This window comes from Bifidobacterium choloepi, from assembly GCF_010667615.1.
GTDB lineage: Bacteria > Actinomycetota > Actinomycetes > Actinomycetales > Bifidobacteriaceae > Bifidobacterium > Bifidobacterium choloepi.
This window is the reverse complement of sequence record NZ_VYSG01000001.1, coordinates 666,003-685,427: the sequence shown is the minus strand read 5'-3', so window position 1 is coordinate 685,427 and position 19,425 is coordinate 666,003. Positions and strand designations below refer to the sequence as shown.

General features: G+C 66.4%; 11 protein-coding genes, 2 tRNA genes and 3 pseudogenes. 15 read left to right on the top strand and 1 reads right to left on the bottom strand.

Annotated features, from left to right (window positions below; translation table 11 throughout):
• Positions 1-5 precede the first annotated feature (5 nt).
• Together F6S87_RS02765 and F6S87_RS02760 are read left to right on the top strand one after the other, a co-directional pair.
• Positions 6-1,511, top strand: a complete 1,506-nt coding sequence (locus F6S87_RS02765) for an ABC transporter ATP-binding protein (protein ID WP_163227107.1) — start codon at positions 6-8, stop codon at positions 1,509-1,511.
• Between the two features lie 103 nt (positions 1,512-1,614).
• Positions 1,615-2,556: a helix-turn-helix domain-containing protein gene (locus F6S87_RS02760; RefSeq protein WP_163227106.1), complete on the top strand. Its 942-nt coding sequence runs from the start codon at positions 1,615-1,617 to the stop codon at positions 2,554-2,556.
• 27 nt (positions 2,557-2,583) lie between these two features.
• On the opposite strand, the gene F6S87_RS02755 is transcribed toward F6S87_RS02760, so the two are convergent.
• Positions 2,584-3,318, bottom strand: coding sequence for a hypothetical protein (locus F6S87_RS02755; protein ID WP_163227105.1), 735 nt, complete (start codon positions 3,316-3,318; stop codon positions 2,584-2,586).
• Positions 3,319-3,805: 487 nt separating this feature from the next.
• On the opposite strand from F6S87_RS02755, the gene F6S87_RS02750 reads away from it, so the two are divergent.
• From F6S87_RS02750 to ftsH, 13 genes and pseudogenes are all read left to right on the top strand, one after another.
• Positions 3,806-4,720: a DUF4190 domain-containing protein gene (locus F6S87_RS02750; protein ID WP_163227104.1), complete on the top strand. Its 915-nt coding sequence runs from the start codon at positions 3,806-3,808 to the stop codon at positions 4,718-4,720.
• A 128-nt stretch (positions 4,721-4,848) separates the two neighbouring features.
• Positions 4,849-4,922: transfer RNA gene (locus tag F6S87_RS02745), tRNA-Asp, on the top strand.
• Positions 4,923-4,955: 33 nt separating this feature from the next.
• Positions 4,956-5,031, top strand: a tRNA-Phe gene (locus tag F6S87_RS02740).
• A 414-nt stretch (positions 5,032-5,445) separates the two neighbouring features.
• Positions 5,446-6,858, top strand: coding sequence for a sugar porter family MFS transporter (locus tag F6S87_RS02735; protein ID WP_231129310.1), 1,413 nt, complete (start codon positions 5,446-5,448; stop codon positions 6,856-6,858).
• A gap of 138 nt (positions 6,859-6,996) precedes the next feature.
• Positions 6,997-7,917: pseudogene (locus F6S87_RS02730) on the top strand (glycosyltransferase); the annotation flags it as partial.
• 263 nt (positions 7,918-8,180) lie between these two features.
• Positions 8,181-9,842: an AI-2E family transporter gene (locus tag F6S87_RS02725; protein ID WP_163227103.1), complete on the top strand. Its 1,662-nt coding sequence runs from the start codon at positions 8,181-8,183 to the stop codon at positions 9,840-9,842.
• A 1-nt stretch (position 9,843) separates the two neighbouring features.
• A pseudogene (locus tag F6S87_RS02720) lies at positions 9,844-11,064 on the top strand (glycosyltransferase family 2 protein); the annotation flags it as partial.
• A 255-nt stretch (positions 11,065-11,319) separates the two neighbouring features.
• Positions 11,320-12,141, top strand: coding sequence for an ABC transporter ATP-binding protein (locus F6S87_RS02715; RefSeq protein ID WP_163227559.1), 822 nt, complete (start codon positions 11,320-11,322; stop codon positions 12,139-12,141).
• Positions 12,138-13,874: a hypothetical protein gene (locus F6S87_RS02710; RefSeq protein WP_163227102.1), complete on the top strand. Its 1,737-nt coding sequence runs from the start codon at positions 12,138-12,140 to the stop codon at positions 13,872-13,874. Before F6S87_RS02715 ends, F6S87_RS02710 begins: the two co-directional genes overlap by 4 nt.
• A 216-nt stretch (positions 13,875-14,090) precedes the next feature.
• The gene (gene dacB / locus F6S87_RS02705; protein ID WP_163227558.1) at positions 14,091-15,512 is read left to right on the top strand and encodes a D-alanyl-D-alanine carboxypeptidase/D-alanyl-D-alanine endopeptidase; all 1,422 of its coding nucleotides are present in this window, start codon (positions 14,091-14,093) and stop codon (positions 15,510-15,512) included.
• Between the two features lie 63 nt (positions 15,513-15,575).
• Positions 15,576-16,753 (top strand): annotated as a pseudogene (gene tilS, locus F6S87_RS02700) (tRNA lysidine(34) synthetase TilS).
• Positions 16,716-17,279, top strand: coding sequence for a hypoxanthine phosphoribosyltransferase (hpt, locus tag F6S87_RS02695; protein ID WP_163227101.1), 564 nt, complete (start codon positions 16,716-16,718; stop codon positions 17,277-17,279). Before tilS ends, hpt begins: the two are co-directional and overlap by 38 nt.
• Positions 17,276-19,408 carry an ATP-dependent zinc metalloprotease FtsH gene (gene ftsH / locus F6S87_RS02690; protein WP_163227100.1) on the top strand — a complete coding sequence of 711 codons (2,133 nt, stop codon included), beginning with the start codon at positions 17,276-17,278 and terminating at the stop codon, positions 19,406-19,408. Before hpt ends, ftsH begins: the two co-directional genes overlap by 4 nt.
• Positions 19,409-19,425 lie beyond the last annotated feature (17 nt).

Sequence of the window (19,425 nt, the reverse complement as noted above, 5' to 3'; positions counted from 1 at the left end):
ACGCGATGATCCGGATGGACAACGTGAGCTTCACGTACGCCGGCGTGGACCGGCCGTCGGTGACGGGAATCGACCTCGAGATTCCGTCCGGCCAGACGGTGCTGCTGTGCGGCAGGTCCGGCTGTGGCAAGACGACGGTGACCAGGCTGGTCAACGGCCTGGCACCGCACTTCCACGACGGCGAGCTGAGCGGATCGGTGTCCGTCGCCGGCATCGACGTCGCCGCGACGCCGCTGTACGGGCTGGCCGGCACCGTCGGATCGGTCTTCCAGAATCCGCGCAGCCAGTTCTTCAACGTCGACACGACGTCGGAACTCGCGTTCGGCCCGGAAAACCTCGGCCGCTCCCGCACCGACATCGAGGCCGCCGTCGGGTCGGTCGCCGACGAACTCGACCTGCACCGGCTGCTCGGCCGCAGCATCTTCCAGCTCTCCGGCGGCGAAAAGCAGCGGATCGCCTGCGGCTCGGTCGCCGCGCTCCGGCCTCCCGTCATCGTCCTCGACGAGCCGACATCGAACCTCGACTTCGCCGGCATCGCGCTGCTGCGCCGCTGCCTCGAGCACTGGAAAGCCGCCGGCCGCACCGTCGTCGTCGCCGAGCACCGCCTCCACTTCCTCACCGGCCTCGCCGACCGCGCGATCGTCCTCGAAAACGGCCGGATCGCCGACGACATCGCCGGCGACGACTTCTTCTCGCGGCCGCCGGCCTGGTTCCGAGCCCGCGGCCTGCGCCAGCCATCGCTCGCGAAGCTGGACTGGCACGATTCGTCCGCCACGGTTCCGGTGCAGGAATCGCTGGGGCTGTCCGGACTGCGCTACCGCTACCGCGGATCGAAGCAACTCGCGCTCGATGTCGACGGACGCGGCCTGCCCGGGGGCGTGATCTGCGTCATCGGCGAGAACGGCGCCGGCAAGACGACGCTGGCGCGCACGCTGTGCGGACTCGACCGCCGCGGGCACGGCACCGTCGAATTCCGCGGCCGCCAGCTGACCCGCCGGCGCCGGCTGCGCGAGACGGCGCTCGTCATGCAGGACGTCGACCGCCAGCTGTTCACGGAAAGCGTGCTCGACGAGGTCGTGCTGTCGATGACGGACGGATCGTCCAAATACCTTGACGGTGCGGCCGCCGGCGACGTCGAGGGCCGCGCCCTCGGACTGCTGGCGACGCTTGACCTGGCCGACTGCCGCGACCGGCACCCGCTGAGCCTGTCCGGCGGACAGAAACAGCGGCTCGCGATCGCGTCGGCGCTCGCCGCCGGCCGCCAGCTCGTCGTCTTCGACGAACCGACGAGCGGCCTCGACTACGATCATATGAAGACGATGGCCGCCGAAATCCGGCGGCTGCACGACGACCACGGCGTCACGTCGGTCGTCGTCACGCACGATCCGGAGTTCATCGCCGCCTGCGGCACGTACGTGCTGCACGTCGACGGCGGCAGGATCGTCGACGACTATCCGATGGACGACGACGGGCGGCGCAGGCTGACCGCCCACTTCGCGGCGGCAAGCTAGCAAGCTGGGCTGCCAGACCAAAACAAATCACGTGAAACAAAAACCGACAGTCGGCCGGCCACGCCGACCAAGCCACGGGGAACAGCCGAAGGGAGCCGCGCAGATGGGCATGCATCCGAAGACAAGCGAGCAGGACGCCGGCATGGGCCTCGTCTGCGAAAGCGTCGATTGCGCGCTGTTCCAGATGCGGCCCGAACGCGACCTGACCGACCACGAAATCATCCCCGGCGTCTACGTCTTCCACCGCGACACGACGTTCGAGACGACGGGACTCGGCGGCCGCGACGACCTGTTCGTCGTCGACCACTGCCTCGAGGGGCGGATCGAGTGGGAGTCGACGCTCGGCACGTGCCAGTACCTCGAATCCGGCAACGTCGCGCTGTCGACGAAGGAAAGCTACGGTGCGCTGCAGTTCCCGCTCGGCCTGTACCGCGGGCTGTCCATCGTCTTCGACATTCCGCGCGCCCAGCAGTCGCTCAACCGCATGATGCCGGGCTGGAGCATCGACCTGCTGCGCCTCAGGGCGAAGTTCTGCGGCGACGGCGAGACGCTCGTGCTGCGCGACGCCGCCGAGCTCAACCAGCTGTGCTGCGAGATGTACACCGTGCACCCGCGCATCCAGATGCCGTATTCGCAAGTCAAGGTCATGGAGCTGCTGTTGCTGCTCGAGGTCGCCGAGCCGCCGTCGAACGTGCGCGAGCCACGCTACTTCCGCCGCACGCAGATCGACAAGGTCAAGGACATCGCGACGCTGATCACGTCGGAACTCGACCGCTGGTACACGCTCGCCGAGCTGTCCGAACGGTTCGACTTCCCGCTGACGAGCATGCAGCAGTGCTTCCGCAACCGCTACGGCGTCTCGATCGCCGCCTACATGAAGGAATACCGGATGAACGCCGCGGCCGTGCGGCTGCGTAATTCGGACGATCCGGTCATCGACATCGCCTCCGAGGTCGGCTACTCGAATCCCGGCAAGTTCGCCGCGGCGTTCCGCTCGGTCATGGGCAAGACGCCCACCGAATACCGCAGCTCGGCGAGAGTGTAGCTCCGGCATCCTCCTCCCGGGCGGCAATCACGCCGGCACGAGCAGGCGGTCGAGCCAGCGGCGCGGGGGAGGCGTGACCTGGTGGTCGAGCAGGCGACGCTCCATGAAGCCGACGACAATCCGCTGCTCGGTCAGCTCGTCGGCAGTCAGCTCCGACGGCCGCTGGTCGCCGTGCAACCGGACGATGCGCCGCGCCAGCGGCATCATCGCGGCCTTGAGCCGGCCAAGATCGTGCGACGTCGGCGACGGCGACAGGTCGCGCACGGCATCGGAGAAATCGCGGCGCATCATGCGCCAGACCCAGACGTCCTCGAGCAGGCCGCGCGGCGCGCCGCCGGCCGCCCGGTCGACGGCCGTGAACGAACAGACGGCGAACGCCTCGAACCGCTTGCGATTGTGCAGCCAGTCGGCGCTCATGATGCTCGCGCAGTCGGCGATCAGCGCCGCCGCCTTCGGATGCCGGTCGATGACGTCGCGCCACGTCGGCAACGAGGAGAATCTCGCCATGCTGGTCAGGTGCCAGCCGTGGCAGTCGGGACAACGGTAGTAGCGGCACTCCTGCCGGTCGCCGTTGGCCGTCGCCGACTGCATCGACGCCAGCGCCAGCCGCGCCGCGATCGCCGACGGATAGCGGATCTTGCCGCACGACGGCTCGACGGGATGGGGCTCGGCATGGCCATGGCGGCGCGCCTCCTGGCGGACATGGCGGTCGTGACGCGCGGCACGGCGCGTCTGGCCGTCGGACAGGTCGAACGACTTCATGATGCTCGCCTCCAACCATCGTCATCATCTGTCGCCATCGCGCGCGCCGGTTACCGGACGCCGCGTCATCGCCCGCTTTCACCCTTGGGGCCGACTGTACTGCCGAATCCGCAAACCGCGCCGGATGCTTTTCTCCGCGCCGAATACGCCCGCGGCGCATCGCCGTTGTCGGGTCGGACCATGCTCCCGCTGTCGTCACAGAGTCTCCCGCGGTGTCGCAATTCCGGGACGACATCCCGGAATTGCGACATCCGCAAGAATAAAAATTGGCGGCAGGTTTAAAAAAATATACTGTCGGGAATAAAAACGATTCATGCGCAGTTGATGTCGAAATTGGTGCAAATGGGGTAGTGGAATGGCTTATTTTCCGCGGTTTTGCGCCTTGTGTACGAATCGTGCACGACTGCACAAATCCTTTGAAAATATCCAAACCAATTACCAGTTTTTTTCAAACTGGACCCAAGTTTCTTTTTTTACTATTTCAACCATGACGAACAACAAGACGTCCGACAACAAGAACAACAACGACTTCACCACGATCAACAAGGAGACCGCGATGAGCAACACCAACAACACCGTCAACAACACCGTCCCGAACAACGACGCGACCGAACAGTACACGCAGCCGATCGCCGCGCAGCAGCCGGCGGCCCAGCCGGAGACGACGGTGCTCTACGACCAGACCGCCACCTACTCGCAGCAGCAGCCGGTCGCCGACGGTGGCAACGGTGCCGTCCCGCCGTACGCGCCCGGCCAACCGGCCGGCGACTTCGGCCAGGTGCCGAACGGCAAGAAGGCCGGGAAGGCCAAGAAGAAGGACGACCGCAAGTGGGACGGCAACGCGATTGCCGGCTTCGCAGGCTCCTTCGTCTTCGCCCCGGTCGGCCTCGCCTTCTCGACGAAGTCGCTCGTCGACAACCACAAGAAGGAAAAGAAGGGCTGGGGCCTGGCGCTCGCCGGCACGATCATCGGCGGCATCGTCTCGCTCGGCATGTCGGTCGCGCTGTTCACCGGCGGCTTCGGCGCCATCGGCCACGGCAACTTCGATCGCGGCCTCGAGAACGGCAAGGGCTCGATCAGCCAGCAGATGGACGGCTTCGGCGGCTCCGACATGTTCGGCCTTGGCGGCTCGTCGCAGCTCGGCGGCTCCGGCAGTACCGGCGGCATGATGGGCATGCCGGGCGCCGGCTCCTCCGACGGCATGTCCGGCGAGCGTCCGGACTTCTCGAACGGCGCGCCGTCCGACGGCGACTCGACCGACGGCTCCAACTCCGACAAGTCGAACTCCGACAAGTCCGATTCCTCCGACGACAGCACGAGCTCGGCCTTCCGCGGCCGCGGCCAGTTCACGCCGGGCCAGTCCGCCCCGACCCAGTCGACGCCGGACACCGAGGAAGCCTGATCATAATCGGTCCGATGTGCCGAACGGAATGCGACTCCGACGTGACGACACGCCGGATTTGCGTTCCCGTTCGTAATCGGTAATATATACACCTGTTGCCGCGGAACGAGAGTTCCCCGGAAAACAACGGCCCCGTAGCTCAGTTGGTTAGAGCGCCGCCCTGTCACGGCGGAGGTCACCGGTTCAAGTCCGGCCGGGGTCGCTGGTTTTCCTTCTCATGTTGGGAAATCGACATGGCTCTGTAGCTCAGTTGGTAGAGCGAACGACTGAAAATCGTTAGGTCAGCGGATCGATGCCGCTCGGAGCCACCACGCGGAACCCCGCAAGCCTCCTGGCTTGCGGGGTTTTCTGTTTGTCGCACCGGTCGGTGGCGGGCGAATCGCACGCCGGCGATGTTCGCCGACAGGATAAACATAACATTTTCGATCATCCAAACGGAACAAATGCAAACAAATCGGCACCAAACGAAACGCCGACTGATTTGATAAAACGCTTCATGCCGCTTAGGCTGACCACTGCTTTTCGGAATCGAACGCTGACGGACATTGCCAGACGGCACTGAGGACCAAGCAGACAACGCCTGCCGACGCTCATCTGACTGGCCGGTGACGATCGGAAGAGGATCGTGACAAAACGAACATCGTTGTTGCACCGGCCTGCCAGGCGGAACGAGCCGCCCGGAAAACAGCTGAGGAAAGAACTGAATCCGACATAGGGAGGAACCAATGTCAGCACAGACAATGTCGCCTGTCAACGGCACGGCCGGCGGCAACACCGGCGTCGGCACACGCCAGGGTTCGATGAAATACGTCGTCATTCTCGCCGTCTCGGCGGGTCTCGCCGGCCTGCTGTACGGCTACGACACCGTCAGCGTCTCCGGCGCCGTCACCTACCTGACCGCGCTGTGGAACCTGAGCACAGGCATGCAGGGCCTGATCGTCTCGTCGATCATGATCGGCGGCGTCATCGGCGTCGGCGTCTCCGGCTTCGTCTCCGACAAGTTCGGCCGCCGCCCGGTGCTGATGGTCGGCGCCGCGCTGTTCTTTATCGCCGCGCTGTGGTCGGCGTCCGTCAACACGGCCGCCGCGCTCGTCGTCGCCCGCATCATCGGCGGCCTGGGCATCGGCCTGTCGTCGTCGCTCGCCATCACCTACATCACCGAATGCGCCCCGACGAAGTTCCGTGGCACGCTCTCGTCGATGTACCAGTTCCTGTGCACGATCGGCATCCTGCTGACCAACATCATCAACTACGCGATCTCCGCCAACGGCGGCGTCCACTCGTCGTTCGCGAACTCCGCTTGGCGCTGGATGCTCGGCATCGGCGCCATCCCGGCCCTCGTCTTCCTGATCGCCCTCGCCTTCATGCCGGAATCCCCGCGCTTCCTGCTCCAGAAGGGCAAGCAGCAGAAGGGCTTCGAGATCCTCGAGCGCATCGGCGGCACCGAGTCCGCGAAGCAGGAAGTCGTCGAGATCAACGCCTCCATCGAGGAAGACAAGAAGGGCACGTTCTCCGACCTGTTCAAGAAGCCGCTGTCCTACGCGCTGATCGTCGGCATCTTCCTGGCACTGTTCAACCAGTGGGCCGGCCAGAACGCCATCTTCTACTATGCGCCGACCATCTTTGAGAACATCTTCCCCGGCGGCAACACCGCGTTCCTGTGCTCGGCCGTCACCGGCACCGTCAACGTCATCGCGACGATCTTCGGCCTGTACATGATCGACCGCATTGGCAGGAAGCCCCTGCTGCTGTCCGGCACGATCGGCATGTGCGTGTCCTACATCCTGATGGGCCTGTCGATGATCCTCAACTGGAACGGCGTCCTGACGCTCGTCTTCTCCTGCATGGTCATCATCTTCTTCGCCTACTCGCTCGGCCCGATCACGTGGGTCATGGTCTCCGAGCTGTTCCCGACCTACATGCGTGGCCGCGCCGCCGGCTTCTGCACGATGTTCACCTGGGGCGCCAACTTCGTCGTCGCGCAGTTCACGCCGGCGATGATGAGCAACTGGGGTGGCGGCACGTTCCTGTTCTGGGCAGTCATGGACCTCGTCGCCTTCCTCGGCGTCAAGTTCCTCGTCCCGGAGACCAAGGGCCGTTCCCTCGAGGAGATCCAGTCCTTCTGGACGAAGAAGTGAACGATTCTCCCGTTTCCTGCTGATTCCCTGTTGATGTCGCGAACCCGGGCTTGCAAGCCCGGGTTCGCGACATTTTTGCCTGTTTTTCGTTCTTCCGGAGGAGGAGAACTGTACTGCCGGCTTTCTATGCTGGAAAGCATGCTGAAAGTCTCCATTATCATTCCGGCCTGGAACGAGGAAGGACGGATCGTCGACTGCCTGCTCAACGCCACGAGGCAGACGGTCGCGCCGCACGAGGTGCTCGTCGTCGACAATCGCTCGACCGACCGCACCTGCGAGCTCGTCCAGCAGTTCATCGACGAGCATCCCGGCACGCCGGTCAAGCTGCTGCACCAGAACGACGAACAGGGACTGATCCCGACGCGCAACTACGGTCTCGACCACGCCACCGGCGACGTCCTCGGCCGCGTGGACGCCGACTGCATGCTCAAGCCGGACTGGGTGGAAATCGTCTCCGGCATCTTCACCGAGGATGCCGAGGCAATGGGCGCCACCGGTCCGGTCACCTACTACGACATGCCGATCCACCGGATCTCGCTCAAGGGCGACGACGCCGTGCGCCGCAAGTCCTACCGCGCCGACGGCGGCCAGGTGCTGCTGTTCGGATCGAACATGGCGCTGCGCGCCTCCGCCTGGCACATCATCTCCGGCGAGGTGTGCGAGGACCGGGAAGACAAGATGCACGAGGACATCGACATCTCGCTGCACCTGCTCGGCCGCGGCATGAAGACCGTCTACTCGTCGCGCATGATCTGCGGCATCTCGGCCCGCCGCATGGACACGAAGTTCCGCTCCTTCCACGACTACATGCTGCGCTTCAAGAACACGTTCGCCGCGCACCCGGAACACTGGCGCAAGCGCAAGAGCGAGCACACGCTGTACCTGATGTATCCGTGGCTGCACGCGCTGTACCCGATCTACCAGCAGTACCTCGAGCACAAGGACATCAACCCCGCCGTCCGCATCTGGTTCAAGGAGCAGATCCGGCTGGCGCGCAAGTCGGGCGAATCGCTGGACGACCTGTCCGGCGCCGCGGAACTCGCCGACGAGGAGGACGACGACGAGGAGAAGGCCGCGGCCGCCGCCATCGCTTCCGGCGACGATCCGCACGTCGACGGTGCCGACAGCGACGGCCTCGACGAAATGGACGCCATCATCGCCGGCCCCGCCACCGACAAGGTCGGCAACAATACAGCCAAGGTCGGCAATGATACGGCCAAGGTCGCCAGCAACACGGCCAAGGCCGCCCACGATACCGCCGCCTGACAACCAGGTCGAATTGTTCCGAAAAGGATGAGGTCCCTTCGCTACAATGGGGCCTCATGACCGACCAACGCAAACCGATCGTCGAGGAGGAAGCGAACACCCCCGACGAACAGAAATTCGACCTCGACTCGCTGTTTCCCGCCAAGGGCGACGCGCGCCGGCCGCCGGAGTGGTACAGCCGCGCGCTGATCTACGCGGCGATCGCCGTGTTCGTGGCGTGGTTCTGCTATACGTCGTGGTTCAAGATCTCGTACATCGTGCTCGACGTCGTCGTCGCGATGTTCCTCGCGCTGGCCGTCGAGCCGATCATCATCCGGCTCATCAAGCACGGCTGGCGCCGCGGCGCGGCCGCCGTCGTCTCGCTGGCCGGCCTGCTCGTCATCATCGTCGTGCTGTTCTACCTGTTCGGCAACCTGTTCGTCCAGCAGATGATCTCGATGGTCAAGGGACTGCCGGGCCTCTACGCCCAGCTGGCCGACAGCGTGGAGCAGTACGCGCATTTCAAGCTGCCGGAAATCAACGACCTCGGCAACGAGCTGCTGAAGTCGCTGCAAAGCATCCAGACGAGCTCGCTGAGCGACTTCGCCGGCCAGGCCGTCTCGACGCTCGTCGGCCTGCTCGGCGGCCTGCTCGAAGTCATGACGGCGCTGATGGTCGCCTTTTACATCGCGATCGCCGGCCCGCGCCTGCGCCGGTCGCTCTGCCAGTGGCTCGCCCCGAAGGCGCAGCGCAAGTTCCTGCTCATCTGGACCGTCGTCCAGGAGCAGATCTCGAGCTTCCTGTTCTCGCGTTCCATCCTCGCCGCCTGCTCGGCGACCTGCATGTCGATCTTCCTGATCATCATCAAGGTGCCGTACTGGCTGCCGCTGGCGCTGTTCTGTGGCATCGTCTCGCAGTTCGTGCCGACCGTCGGTACCTATATCGGCGGCGCGCTGCCGGTCCTGTTCGCGTGGGGCGACCGCGGCATCTGGTATGCCGTCGGCGTCGTCGTGTTCATCACCTGCTACCAGCAGATCGAGAACCTGCTGCTGTCGCCGAAGATCTCGGAGAAGACGATGGACCTGAACCCCTGTGTCGCGTTCCTGTCGGTGCTCGTCTTCGGCTCGATCTTCGGCGCGCTCGGCGCGTTCCTCGCGCTGCCGATCACGGCCGCCATCCAGGTCATCATCAAGATCTACACGCGTCGCTACGAGCTTGTCGACGTGCCGTTGATGAACGATCCGACGCCCAGGCGCAAGTCGAAGATGATGGCCGTCGGCGACGCGATCGCCAGCCACGCCCCGCGCGCCGCGAAGGGGTCGAGCGGCCACGTCACGTTCGACGACGAGATCCGCGCGCTGCAGCAGGCCGCCTACCAGCTGCCGCCGGACAGCGCGCAGGAGACCGAGCGGCAGCGCGAGGACTCGCCGACCGTCGCCATCCCGAAGCACATGCTCGACCACGTCGACAAGAAGGACGGCCTGACGATGCTCAAGGGCGTCGGCGGCGACGATTCGTCCGGGACCGCCCCGGCCGAGGACAACGCCGTGTCCCCGGACGGCGGCCATGCGGCCGCGAACGGCACATCGACGGGCGAATCGTCACCGACATCCGCCGATGCCGCGCCGTCAGCCGGCCGAGTAGACTTGAACGGATCCGATAACCAACCCGACCATCGCGACGACGACGGCGCGACGACGCCGCCGAACGCCGCCAATCCGAGGAGAAACTGGCGCTGACATGGCACTGCTGAACGTTCTCGATGTCCTGCTGGTCGTAGTGGGCGGCATTGGCATGGCCTACCAGGGCCTGTGCATTGTCGTCTCGCTGTTCGCCAAGCCGATCACGTTTCCCGACGCCCCGATGGACAAGCGGTACGCCGTCCTGATCTCGGCACGCAACGAGGAAGCCGTCATCGGCAACCTGATCGGCGACATCAAGGCGCAGACCTACCCGTATTCGAAGGTCGACATCTGGCTCGTCGCCGACAACTGCACCGACAACACGGCCGCACTCGTCCGCTCGCTCGGCTGCCACGTCGTCGAGCGCTTCGACCAGACGCAGGTCGGCAAGGGCTTCGCGCTGACCTACCTGCTGGACACGATGATCGAATCCGGGGCCGCCGACGACTACGACGCGTTCTTCGTCTTCGACGCCGACAACCGGCTCGACGCCAACTACATCGCCGAAATGAACAAGGCCTTCCACGCCGGCTTCCGCATCCTGACGAGCTACCGCAACTCGGTCAACCTCGCCGAGAACTGGGTGTCCTCCGGCTCGGCGCTGTGGTTCATCAGGGAATCCAGGTTCCTGTCGGCGTCCCGCATGGCGATGGGCAACTCGTGCCATGTCGGCGGTACCGGCTTCATGTTCTCCCAGTCCGTCATGCGGCGCAACAAGGGCTGGAAGTTCCACCTGCTCACCGAAGATCTCGAGTTCACGATGGACTCGGTGCTGCACGGCGACCGCATCGGCTACGTCGGCACCGCCGTCCTCTACGACGAGCAGCCGGTCACGTTCGCGCAGTCGTGGCGCCAGCGCCTGCGCTGGAGCAAGGGCTTCCTGCAGGTGTTCCGCTACTACGGCTCGGCGCTGATCCGCCGCGCCATCCAGGAGCGCGACTTCGCATGCATCGACTTCACGCTGCTGCTGTGCCCGTTCACCGTGCTCGCCTGCATCCGCATTGTCATGGGCGCGTTGTTCGCCGCCTGCGGCTTCGTGTCCTGGACAAGCCAGGGCGCGTCGCTGATGAGCTGGGCGAGCGGCATCGTCATGTCGTGCCTGGCGATGATGGCGCTCGCCGCGCTGACGATCGTCGTCGAGCGCGACCAGGTCGGCGCGACGAACAAGGAGCTCATCGCCTACGTGCTGAGCTTCCCGATCTACATGTTCAGCTATGTGCCGATCTCCTTCCAGGCCATCTTCTCGAAGGCCCAGTGGAAGCCGATCGTCCACAGCGGCGGCGACGGCGAAGTCGGCGCCGGCGGCCAGGACGACACCGATGCCTCCGGCGGCCGGACGGCTGCCGACAAGACCGTCGCGGCCGACGGGACCGTCGCCGCCAACCGGGCCCTCGTTATTGGACAGCGCGACCAGCATTTTTCGAGATGCCGCCCGTCCGGCCTCCATTGCGGCCATATGCTCGGGGGCATGAGGGAAATCACAGAAGAGAAGGGCGGCATTGCGCCGTGGCCCGCCGCCGGTCCGCGGGCCGGCATGGCCGGTGCCGCATCCGCCGCATCCAGCGCCGTGTCCATTCGCGGACTCGTCAAGGCCTTCGGCGACAAGGTCGCCGTCGACGGCCTGTCGCTCGACATTCCGGCCGGATCGTTCTACGGCCTCGTCGGCCCGAACGGCGCCGGCAAGACGACGACAATCATGATGATGACGGGCCTGCTCAAGCCGGACGCCGGCGACATCGCCGTGCTCGGCATGCCGGTATGGCCGGATCCGGACGCCGTCAAGCGCCGGATTGGCCTGATGCCGGACTCCACGCAGATCTTCGACCGGCTGACGGGACGGCAGCTGCTCGTGTACGCCGGCATGCTGCGCGGCATGGACCGCGGCGAGACGGTGCGGCGCGCCGACGACCTGCTGACGGCATTCGACCTGACCGAGGCTGCCGACAAGATGGTCGTCGAATACTCGGCCGGCATGACGAAGAAGATCTGCCTGGCCACGGCGATGATCCACAGCCCCCGGCTGCTCGTCCTCGACGAGCCGTTCGAGTCGGTCGACCCGGTCTCGAGCGCCAATATCCGCGACCTGCTCGCCGAATACGCCGCGAGCGGCGGCACCGTGCTGATCTCCTCGCACGTCATGGCGATGGTCGAGAAGATGTGCACGCACGTCGCCGTCATCGACCACGGCCATGTCGTCGCCGCCGGCACCGTCGACGAGGTCGCGGCCGGCGAGGACCTCGAGGACCGCTTCCTCGAGCTCGTCGGCGGCCGGCGCGAAGCCGCCCGGCTCGCCTGGCTCGACGGCGCCGCCGACCCCGACGGCGGCGATTCCCGTTCCGGGAGCGCGGACCGATGATCGGCACGCTCGTCCGGCTCAAGTGGACGCTGACGCTCTCGACGCTGCGCAAGTCGACGGCGCAGCTCGTCGGCTACATCCTCGGCTGCGTCCTTGGCGCCGCCGCCGTCGTCTCCGCGACGGTCACCGGCTGCTTCTCCGGCATCGACGGGCTGTCGGGGGCGTTCGGCCTGCCGGCGCAGGACTCCGTCGCGCTGGCGCGCACCGTGCTGCCGCTCTTCGCGACGCTCGCCATCCTGTACGCCGCCATCGTCCAGGCGGCCTACCTCGGCGAGTCGAGCACGCTCGGCGTGCGCAAGTTCGCCATCTACGGCATCCCCGACCGCAAGCTCGTCGCGGACCTGTTCGTCGCCGGCCTGACCGGCGTGCCGGCAGTCTGCGCCATGCTGGCGCTGACCGGCTGGTCGCTGGCCTACCGCAGCCTCGGTGCCGCGGCCGTCGTCGCCGGCATCGTCTCGGCGTTCCTGTTCGTCGCCATCGCGATGATGTTCTCGAAGATGCTGCTCGCGCTCGCGACCATCGCCGTGCGCACCGAGCGCGGCAAGACCCTGTTCTATTTCCTGAGCTTCGTGCTGATCTTCGTCGCCGCGGAGCTGCCGAACGTCCTCCAGCCCTCCCTCCCGTCGATGCTGGAGGCCGTTGGCGGCGCGGGCTCGGCCATCTCGACGACGGCCGGCGTGCTCGGATGGCTGCCGTTCGGCGCGCCGATGATGCTGCCGTTCGCCGTCGCGTCCGGCGACTGGCTCGACGTGGCCGGCCGGCTCGCCGTCATCATTGCCGGCTGGCTGCTGTGCTTCGCCGTCAACGTGCTGGCGATCCGTCACGACCGGCTGCATCCGGTCTCCGGCTCGTCGGCACCGGACCGGACGGCGCGCCGGCATGCGGCCCATGGCGCGCGCCTGGGCCTGTTCGGCATTGTCTCGAACTCGCCGGCCGGCGCCGAGACGGCGCGCGTGCTGGCATACCTCAAGCGCGACGCCCGCCAGGCGCCAATGCTGATCATGCCGATCCTGTTCCTCGTGCTGTTCACGTTCGACGGCCTGCAGATGGGGAACCTGAACGACCCGGACGGCGCCCCGGTGACGCTCGGCAACATGGACGACGCCGCGATGCTGCCATGGATGAGCCTGCTGTTCGGCGGCCTGATGATCGCGCTGACCGAATGCAACGGCCTGTCCTACGACGGCACCGGCTACACGATGGAGGCCATCGCCGGCATGCGCGGCATCGACAACCGGCGCGGCCGCCTGAAGGCCATGCTCGGGCCAATCCTTGTCATCTTCCTGGTGTGCGGCATCGCGACGTTCCTCGTCACCGGCGACTGGCGCAGCACCGACGGCATTGTCACCGGCCTGACCTGGTTCGCCGTCTCGGTCGGGCTCGCCCTCGCCGAACTCGGCGTGGCGCTCGTCATGTCGACGGTCGTGCTCGTGCCGGTCCAGCCGCTCGACCGCCCGTTCAGCTCGCCGCAGGGCCGCGCTCTGGCCTCCGCCTTCATGCCGCTGCTCGCGATGCTGATCGCCGCCGTCACGATGCTGCCGACCGGCCTGTTCGCGCTCGTCATCGCCGTCACGCACCACTGGATGGCGCTCTATCCCTGGCTGATCGCCATCGGCCCCGTCAACGGCGTCGCCATGCTCGTCACCGGCACCGTCGTCGGCGGCCGCCTGCTCGACCGCCGCCAGCTGCACATCCTCGCCACGCTGCGCCATTTCCGCTCGCTGCAGCAATAGCGGCGGACGGCCTGGAAATCATCGGGTTGCACGATTCGTCCGGTGGAATCGTCCGGCAAAAAATCGGGGGTCGGACGGCGTTCCGGCAGGACGATGCAGTATGATTTGCGACGGCAATCCATTCGCGACCGGTGACCAGCGCCCCGGCCGCGGTCACGACGGCGGAAAGGCGACGCAGTGCAGGTGCAGTACGACTCCGAGGACCTCGACCGGCGCATGCGGCACCTGCGCCGGCGGCGCACCGTCACCGTCGTCGTCAGCGCCGCCGTCACGGCGCTGCTGTGCGCCGGCTACGTCGTCGCCGACATCGCCGGCGTCGCGCCGGGCATCCTGACGACCGACCCGGTGACGATCCACGCGCTCGAGGCGCCGCTGACGAGCATCCAGGCCGCCGACATCGCCGGCGACGCCGACACTTCCAAGGCCATTGACAAGACGGCGGCCCAGCAGCTCGTCGACACGCTGACATCGACCGACGGCGTCGGCGACGACATGTCCGTCGCGATCGCGCAGGCCGACGGCACGATCGTCGCGTCGAGCGACACCGACACGGCCCGCGAGCCGGCGTCGACGATGAAGACGCTAACGGCGCTCGCCGCCGCGTCGGTCCTCGACATGGGCACGACGCTGTCGACGTCGACCTACCTCGTCAACTCCGGCGCCGCGCACACGCTGATCCTCAAGGGCGAGGGCGACATGCTGCTCGGCACCGGCGAAAGCGACCCGAACCACGTCAACGGTCGCGCCGGCCTGACCACGCTCGCCGAGGACACGGCCGAGGCACTCAAGGCCGAGGGCGTCACGTCGGTCTCGCTGAGCTACGACGACTCGCTGTTCGGCACCGACCGCTACCCGGCGAACATCGCCGAGAATAACGAAGGCTATTACTACTACACCGGCGTCTCGTCGATGGCGATCGACGGCGGTCGCCAGTGGGACGGCAACGCGCCGAGCGACCCGGACGTCTTCGAGGCGTATCCGGTCCTCTCGCAGACGACAGCCGCCGACACGGCATCGACGTTCGCCACGCTGCTCGAGAAACAGGGCATCACGGTGTCCGGCACCGTCTCGACCGGCACGGTGCCGGCAAACTCGACGCCGATCGCCAGCGTCCAGTCGGCGCCGCTGAGCTCGATCATGATGTTCATGCTGCGGCACTCGGACAACACGCTCGCCGAGGAATTCGGCAGGCTGCTCGCAATCGCCGTCGGCGACGACAACTCGCCGACCGGCGCGACGACGGCCGTCACCGACGAACTCGACAAGCTCGGTCTGTCGACCGACGGCCTCGTGATGGCCGACTGCTCGGGCCTGTCGCCCGGGTCGCGCGTGACGGTCCGCACGCTCGTCGAGGCGCAGGTCGAGAACCTCAAGGTCGGCAACGCCGTCGCCGCCGCCGAAGGCCTGTCGATCCCCGGCCTCGTCGGCACCGCCGTCGACCGGCTCGACTCGTCGTCGGCCGCCGGCCTGATGCGCGTGAAGACCGGCTCGCTCGGCACCGTCACGTCGATGACCGGCAACGTCTCCCGCAAGAACGGCGGCGTCGCCGCGTTCAGCGTCATCGTCAACAACCCGACCGACTACACGGCCGCCAAGGACGCCATCAACACGTTCATCGTCGGCGTCACGAAGCTGTAGGGGAGGGCCGGACGTCGTCCTCCGACGGACGCCGAACGCGCGGGCTGGCCTATCATGGGCAGCATGACATATTCGGCACAGGTCAAGGCCGGCGTCGGCGCCGTCCGGTCGGCGTTCGAGACCGCGGGCTTCGGCCGCCAGTCCGGCGAATTCCGCCGTCACGGCACGCACGCTCCCGCCGCCGACGCGCCGCTGCTGCTCGTCGCCTGCTCGGGCGGCCGCGACTCGCTCGCCCTCGCCGCGCTCGCCGCGACGGTCGGCGGCATGTTCGGCCTGCGGATCGGCGCCGTCGTCGTCGACCACCGCCTGCAGCGCGGATCGTCCGTCGTCGCCGGCCGCACCGCCGACAAGCTCGCGAAGCTCGGCCTCAAGCCCGTCGTCGTCAAGACCGTCAGCGTGGACGATTCGCTCGCCGCGGCCGAGGGCGTCGAATCGGCCGCCCGCGACGCGCGCTACCGGGCGTTGTGCGACGTCGCCCGCCACGTCGGCGCCGACGCCGTCCTGCTCGCCCACACGAAGAACGACCAGGCCGAGACGATCCTCATCGACCTGCTGCGCGCCGCCGGCACCGACGCGCTCGCCGGCATGCCGCCGGCATTCGTCCGCGACGGCGTGACGTTCCTGCGGCCGCTGCTGTCGCTGACGCGCGACCAGACGACGGCGATCTGCGAGACACTGGACCTCGAGTACTGGGACGATCCGACCAACGGCGACGACGTTCCGGCCGGCCATCCGCTGCCCACGGGCGCGCCGCTGCGCTCGCGCGTGCGCCACGACCTCGTGCCGTACCTGAACGAATTCGGCCACGTCGACATCGTCGGCCGGCTCGCGTCGGCGTCGGCGATCGCGCGCCGCGACGTCGACTTCCTCGACACATGCGCCGGCGAGCTGTTCGCGGAAGCGGTCACGATCCACGCGCCGGAACCGGATGCGCGAATCGTGCAAAATGACGCAGAATACCAGACGAAACCGGAGATTCTCGCGACGCTGTCGACGACACGCCTGGCGCGGGCCGACGCGGCCATCCGCTACCGGGCGCTCGCGAAAACGCTGCATGAATGCGGCATCCCGGCGACGAAGGCGAAACTCGACCGGCTCGACGGCCTGATCGTCGACTGGCATGGCCAGAAACCCGTGCGCCTCGCGGAAAACACGCGGGCGATCCGGTTGAAACACGTCATTCGCTTGTGCAAAGATTGACCCATGCAAATCGTCGACGTGCAGGACAAGATCGATCATGAGCTCATTTCCCATGACCAGATCGTCAAGAGGATTAATGAAGTAGCGGCCCAGGCAAGCAAGGACTACGCGGGCAAGAAGCCGCTGGTCATCTGCGTGCTCAAGGGCGCCATCCAGACGCTCTCGCGGTTCGTCAGCGCCCTGACCATCCCGATGGAGATGGATTTCATGAGCCTGTCGACCTACGGCGCCGGAACGTCCAGCAGCGGCAAGATCACGGTGCGTGCCGACCTGACGACCGACGTGAAGGACCGCGACGTCCTCATCGTCGAGGACATCGTCGACTCCGGCTTCACGCTCAACTGGCTCGTGGGCGAGCTCAAGAAGCGCGGCGCGAAGTCCGTCGAGATTTTCGCGCTGCTGGAGAAACCCGCGCGCCATACCGTTGATGTTAAGTTGAAGTACACCGGATTTGTGATTCCGGACGAGTTCGTGGTTGGCTTCGGACTCGACTTCGACGAGGAGTACAGGAACCTCAACTCCATCGCGGTGCTCAAGCCGGAAGTGTACGAAGGGGAGATTTCATGAGTTTTCAGGGGCCGAACCAGCCCAACGGAAACGGCAACAACAACGGCAACAACCCGTTCAATCCGTTCGGCGGCAACAACAACGGCAACAATGGCCGCAACGGCCGCAATGGCAACGGCGGCAACGGACCGAAGTCGATCTGGCGCTCGCCCTGGCTGTGGGGCATCCTCGTCGTGCTGATCCTCGCCGCCGTGTTCATGCAGTTCTCGAACAACGGGGCGCAGACGATCACCACCCAGCAGGGCCTCGAGATCCTCGAGAACAACGCGAGCAACGTCGAGTACGCGACGATTGTCGACAACACCCAGCAGGTGGAGCTGACGCTGAAGAGCGACTACACGGCCAAGGACTCGAACGGCAACAGCAAGAACTACGGCACCGACGTCCAGTTCTACTATGCCTATGCCCAGAGCGCGACGGTCGTCAAGGACATCGAGAGCGCGAATCCGGCCAACGGCTGGACGACGACGATGAAGTCGACGAGCATGTGGTCGTACCTGCTCACGTCGATCCTGCCGTTCATCATCTTCTTCGTGCTGATCTGGTTCCTGATGAGCCGCATGGGCAACGCCGGCGGCATGCTCGGCATGGGCGGCAAGAAGAACTCCGGCAAGCTCAATGACGGCCAGATTCCGCACACGAAGTTCGCCGACGTCGCCGGCGAGGACGCCGCCGTCCAGGAAGTCGAGGAGATCAAGGACTTTCTCAAGGATCCGTCGAAGTACAAGGCGCTCGGCGCCCGCATTCCGCGCGGCGTGCTGCTCTACGGCCCTCCGGGCACCGGCAAGACGCTGCTTGCGCGAGCCATCGCGGGCGAGGCGGGCGTGCCGTTCTACTCGATGGCGGGCTCCGACTTCGTCGAGATGTTCGTCGGCCTCGGCGCTTCCCGCGTCCGCGACCTGTTCGACGAGGCGAAGAAGAACGCCCCGGCCATCATCTTCATCGACGAGATCGACGCCGTCGGCCGCAAGCGCGGCTCCGGCATGGGCGGCGGTCACGACGAGCGCGAGCAGACGCTGAACCAGCTGCTCGTCGAGATGGACGGCTTCAACAACGACACGAACCTCATCATCATCGCCGCGACGAACCGTCCCGACGTCCTCGATCCGGCCCTGCTGCGTCCTGGCCGTTTCGACCGGCAGGTCGCCGTCGAGGCTCCGGACCTCGAAGGCCGCGAGGCCATCCTGAAGGTCCACGCCAAGGGCAAGCCGTTCGTTCCGGACATCGACCTGCGCTCGATCGCCGTCCGCACGCCGGGCTTCACCGGCGCCGACCTGGCGAACGTGCTCAACGAGGCCGCGCTGCTGTGCGCCCGTGTTGGCGCCCAGCTCATCGACAACCGCGCCATCGACGAGGCCATCGACCGCGTCATGTCCGGTCCGCGCCGCCGCTCGAAGGGCATGGCGCTCGACGAGCTGCGCAACACCGCGTACCACGAGGGCGGTCACGCGCTCGTCGCCGCCGCGCTCAACAACACCGATCCGGTCACCAAGGTCACGATCCTGCCGCGTGGCCGCGCCCTCGGCTACACGGCCGTCATGCCGACCGAGGACCGCTACTCGCAGACGCGCAACCAGCTGCTCGACCAGATGGCCTACGCGATGGGCGGCCGCACGGCCGAGGAAGTCGTCTTCCACGATCCGTCCACCGGCGCCTCGAACGACATCGAGAAGGCGACGAACATCGCCCGCACGATGATCGGCGAGTACGGCTTCTCGAGCGAGCTCGGCGCCGTCAAGTGGACGAGCGAGGACGACCAGTCCGGTCTCGACAGCCTCAAGCCCCGCGAGTACTCCGAGGAGACGGCCCGCAAGATCGACGATGAAGTGCACCGGATGCTCGAGAACGCCCACACCGAGGCGTGGACGATCATCACCGAGAACCGAGCCATCCTCGACGAGCTCGTCCGCCAGCTGCTCGTCAAGCAGACGCTGAACGAGAAGGAACTCCAGGCCATCTTCGCCGGCATCAAGAAGGCGCCGCAGCGCGAGATCTGGCTGAGCAACCCGAACCGTCCCGACTCCGACCTTCCGCCGGTTCCGATCCCGGAGGCCCTGAAGAAGAGCGTCGGCGTCGAGCAGGTCCCGAGCGAACAGCAGGAAGACAAGGGCCCCGCCCCGCAGGCGTGATCCATTCGCTGGAAGCG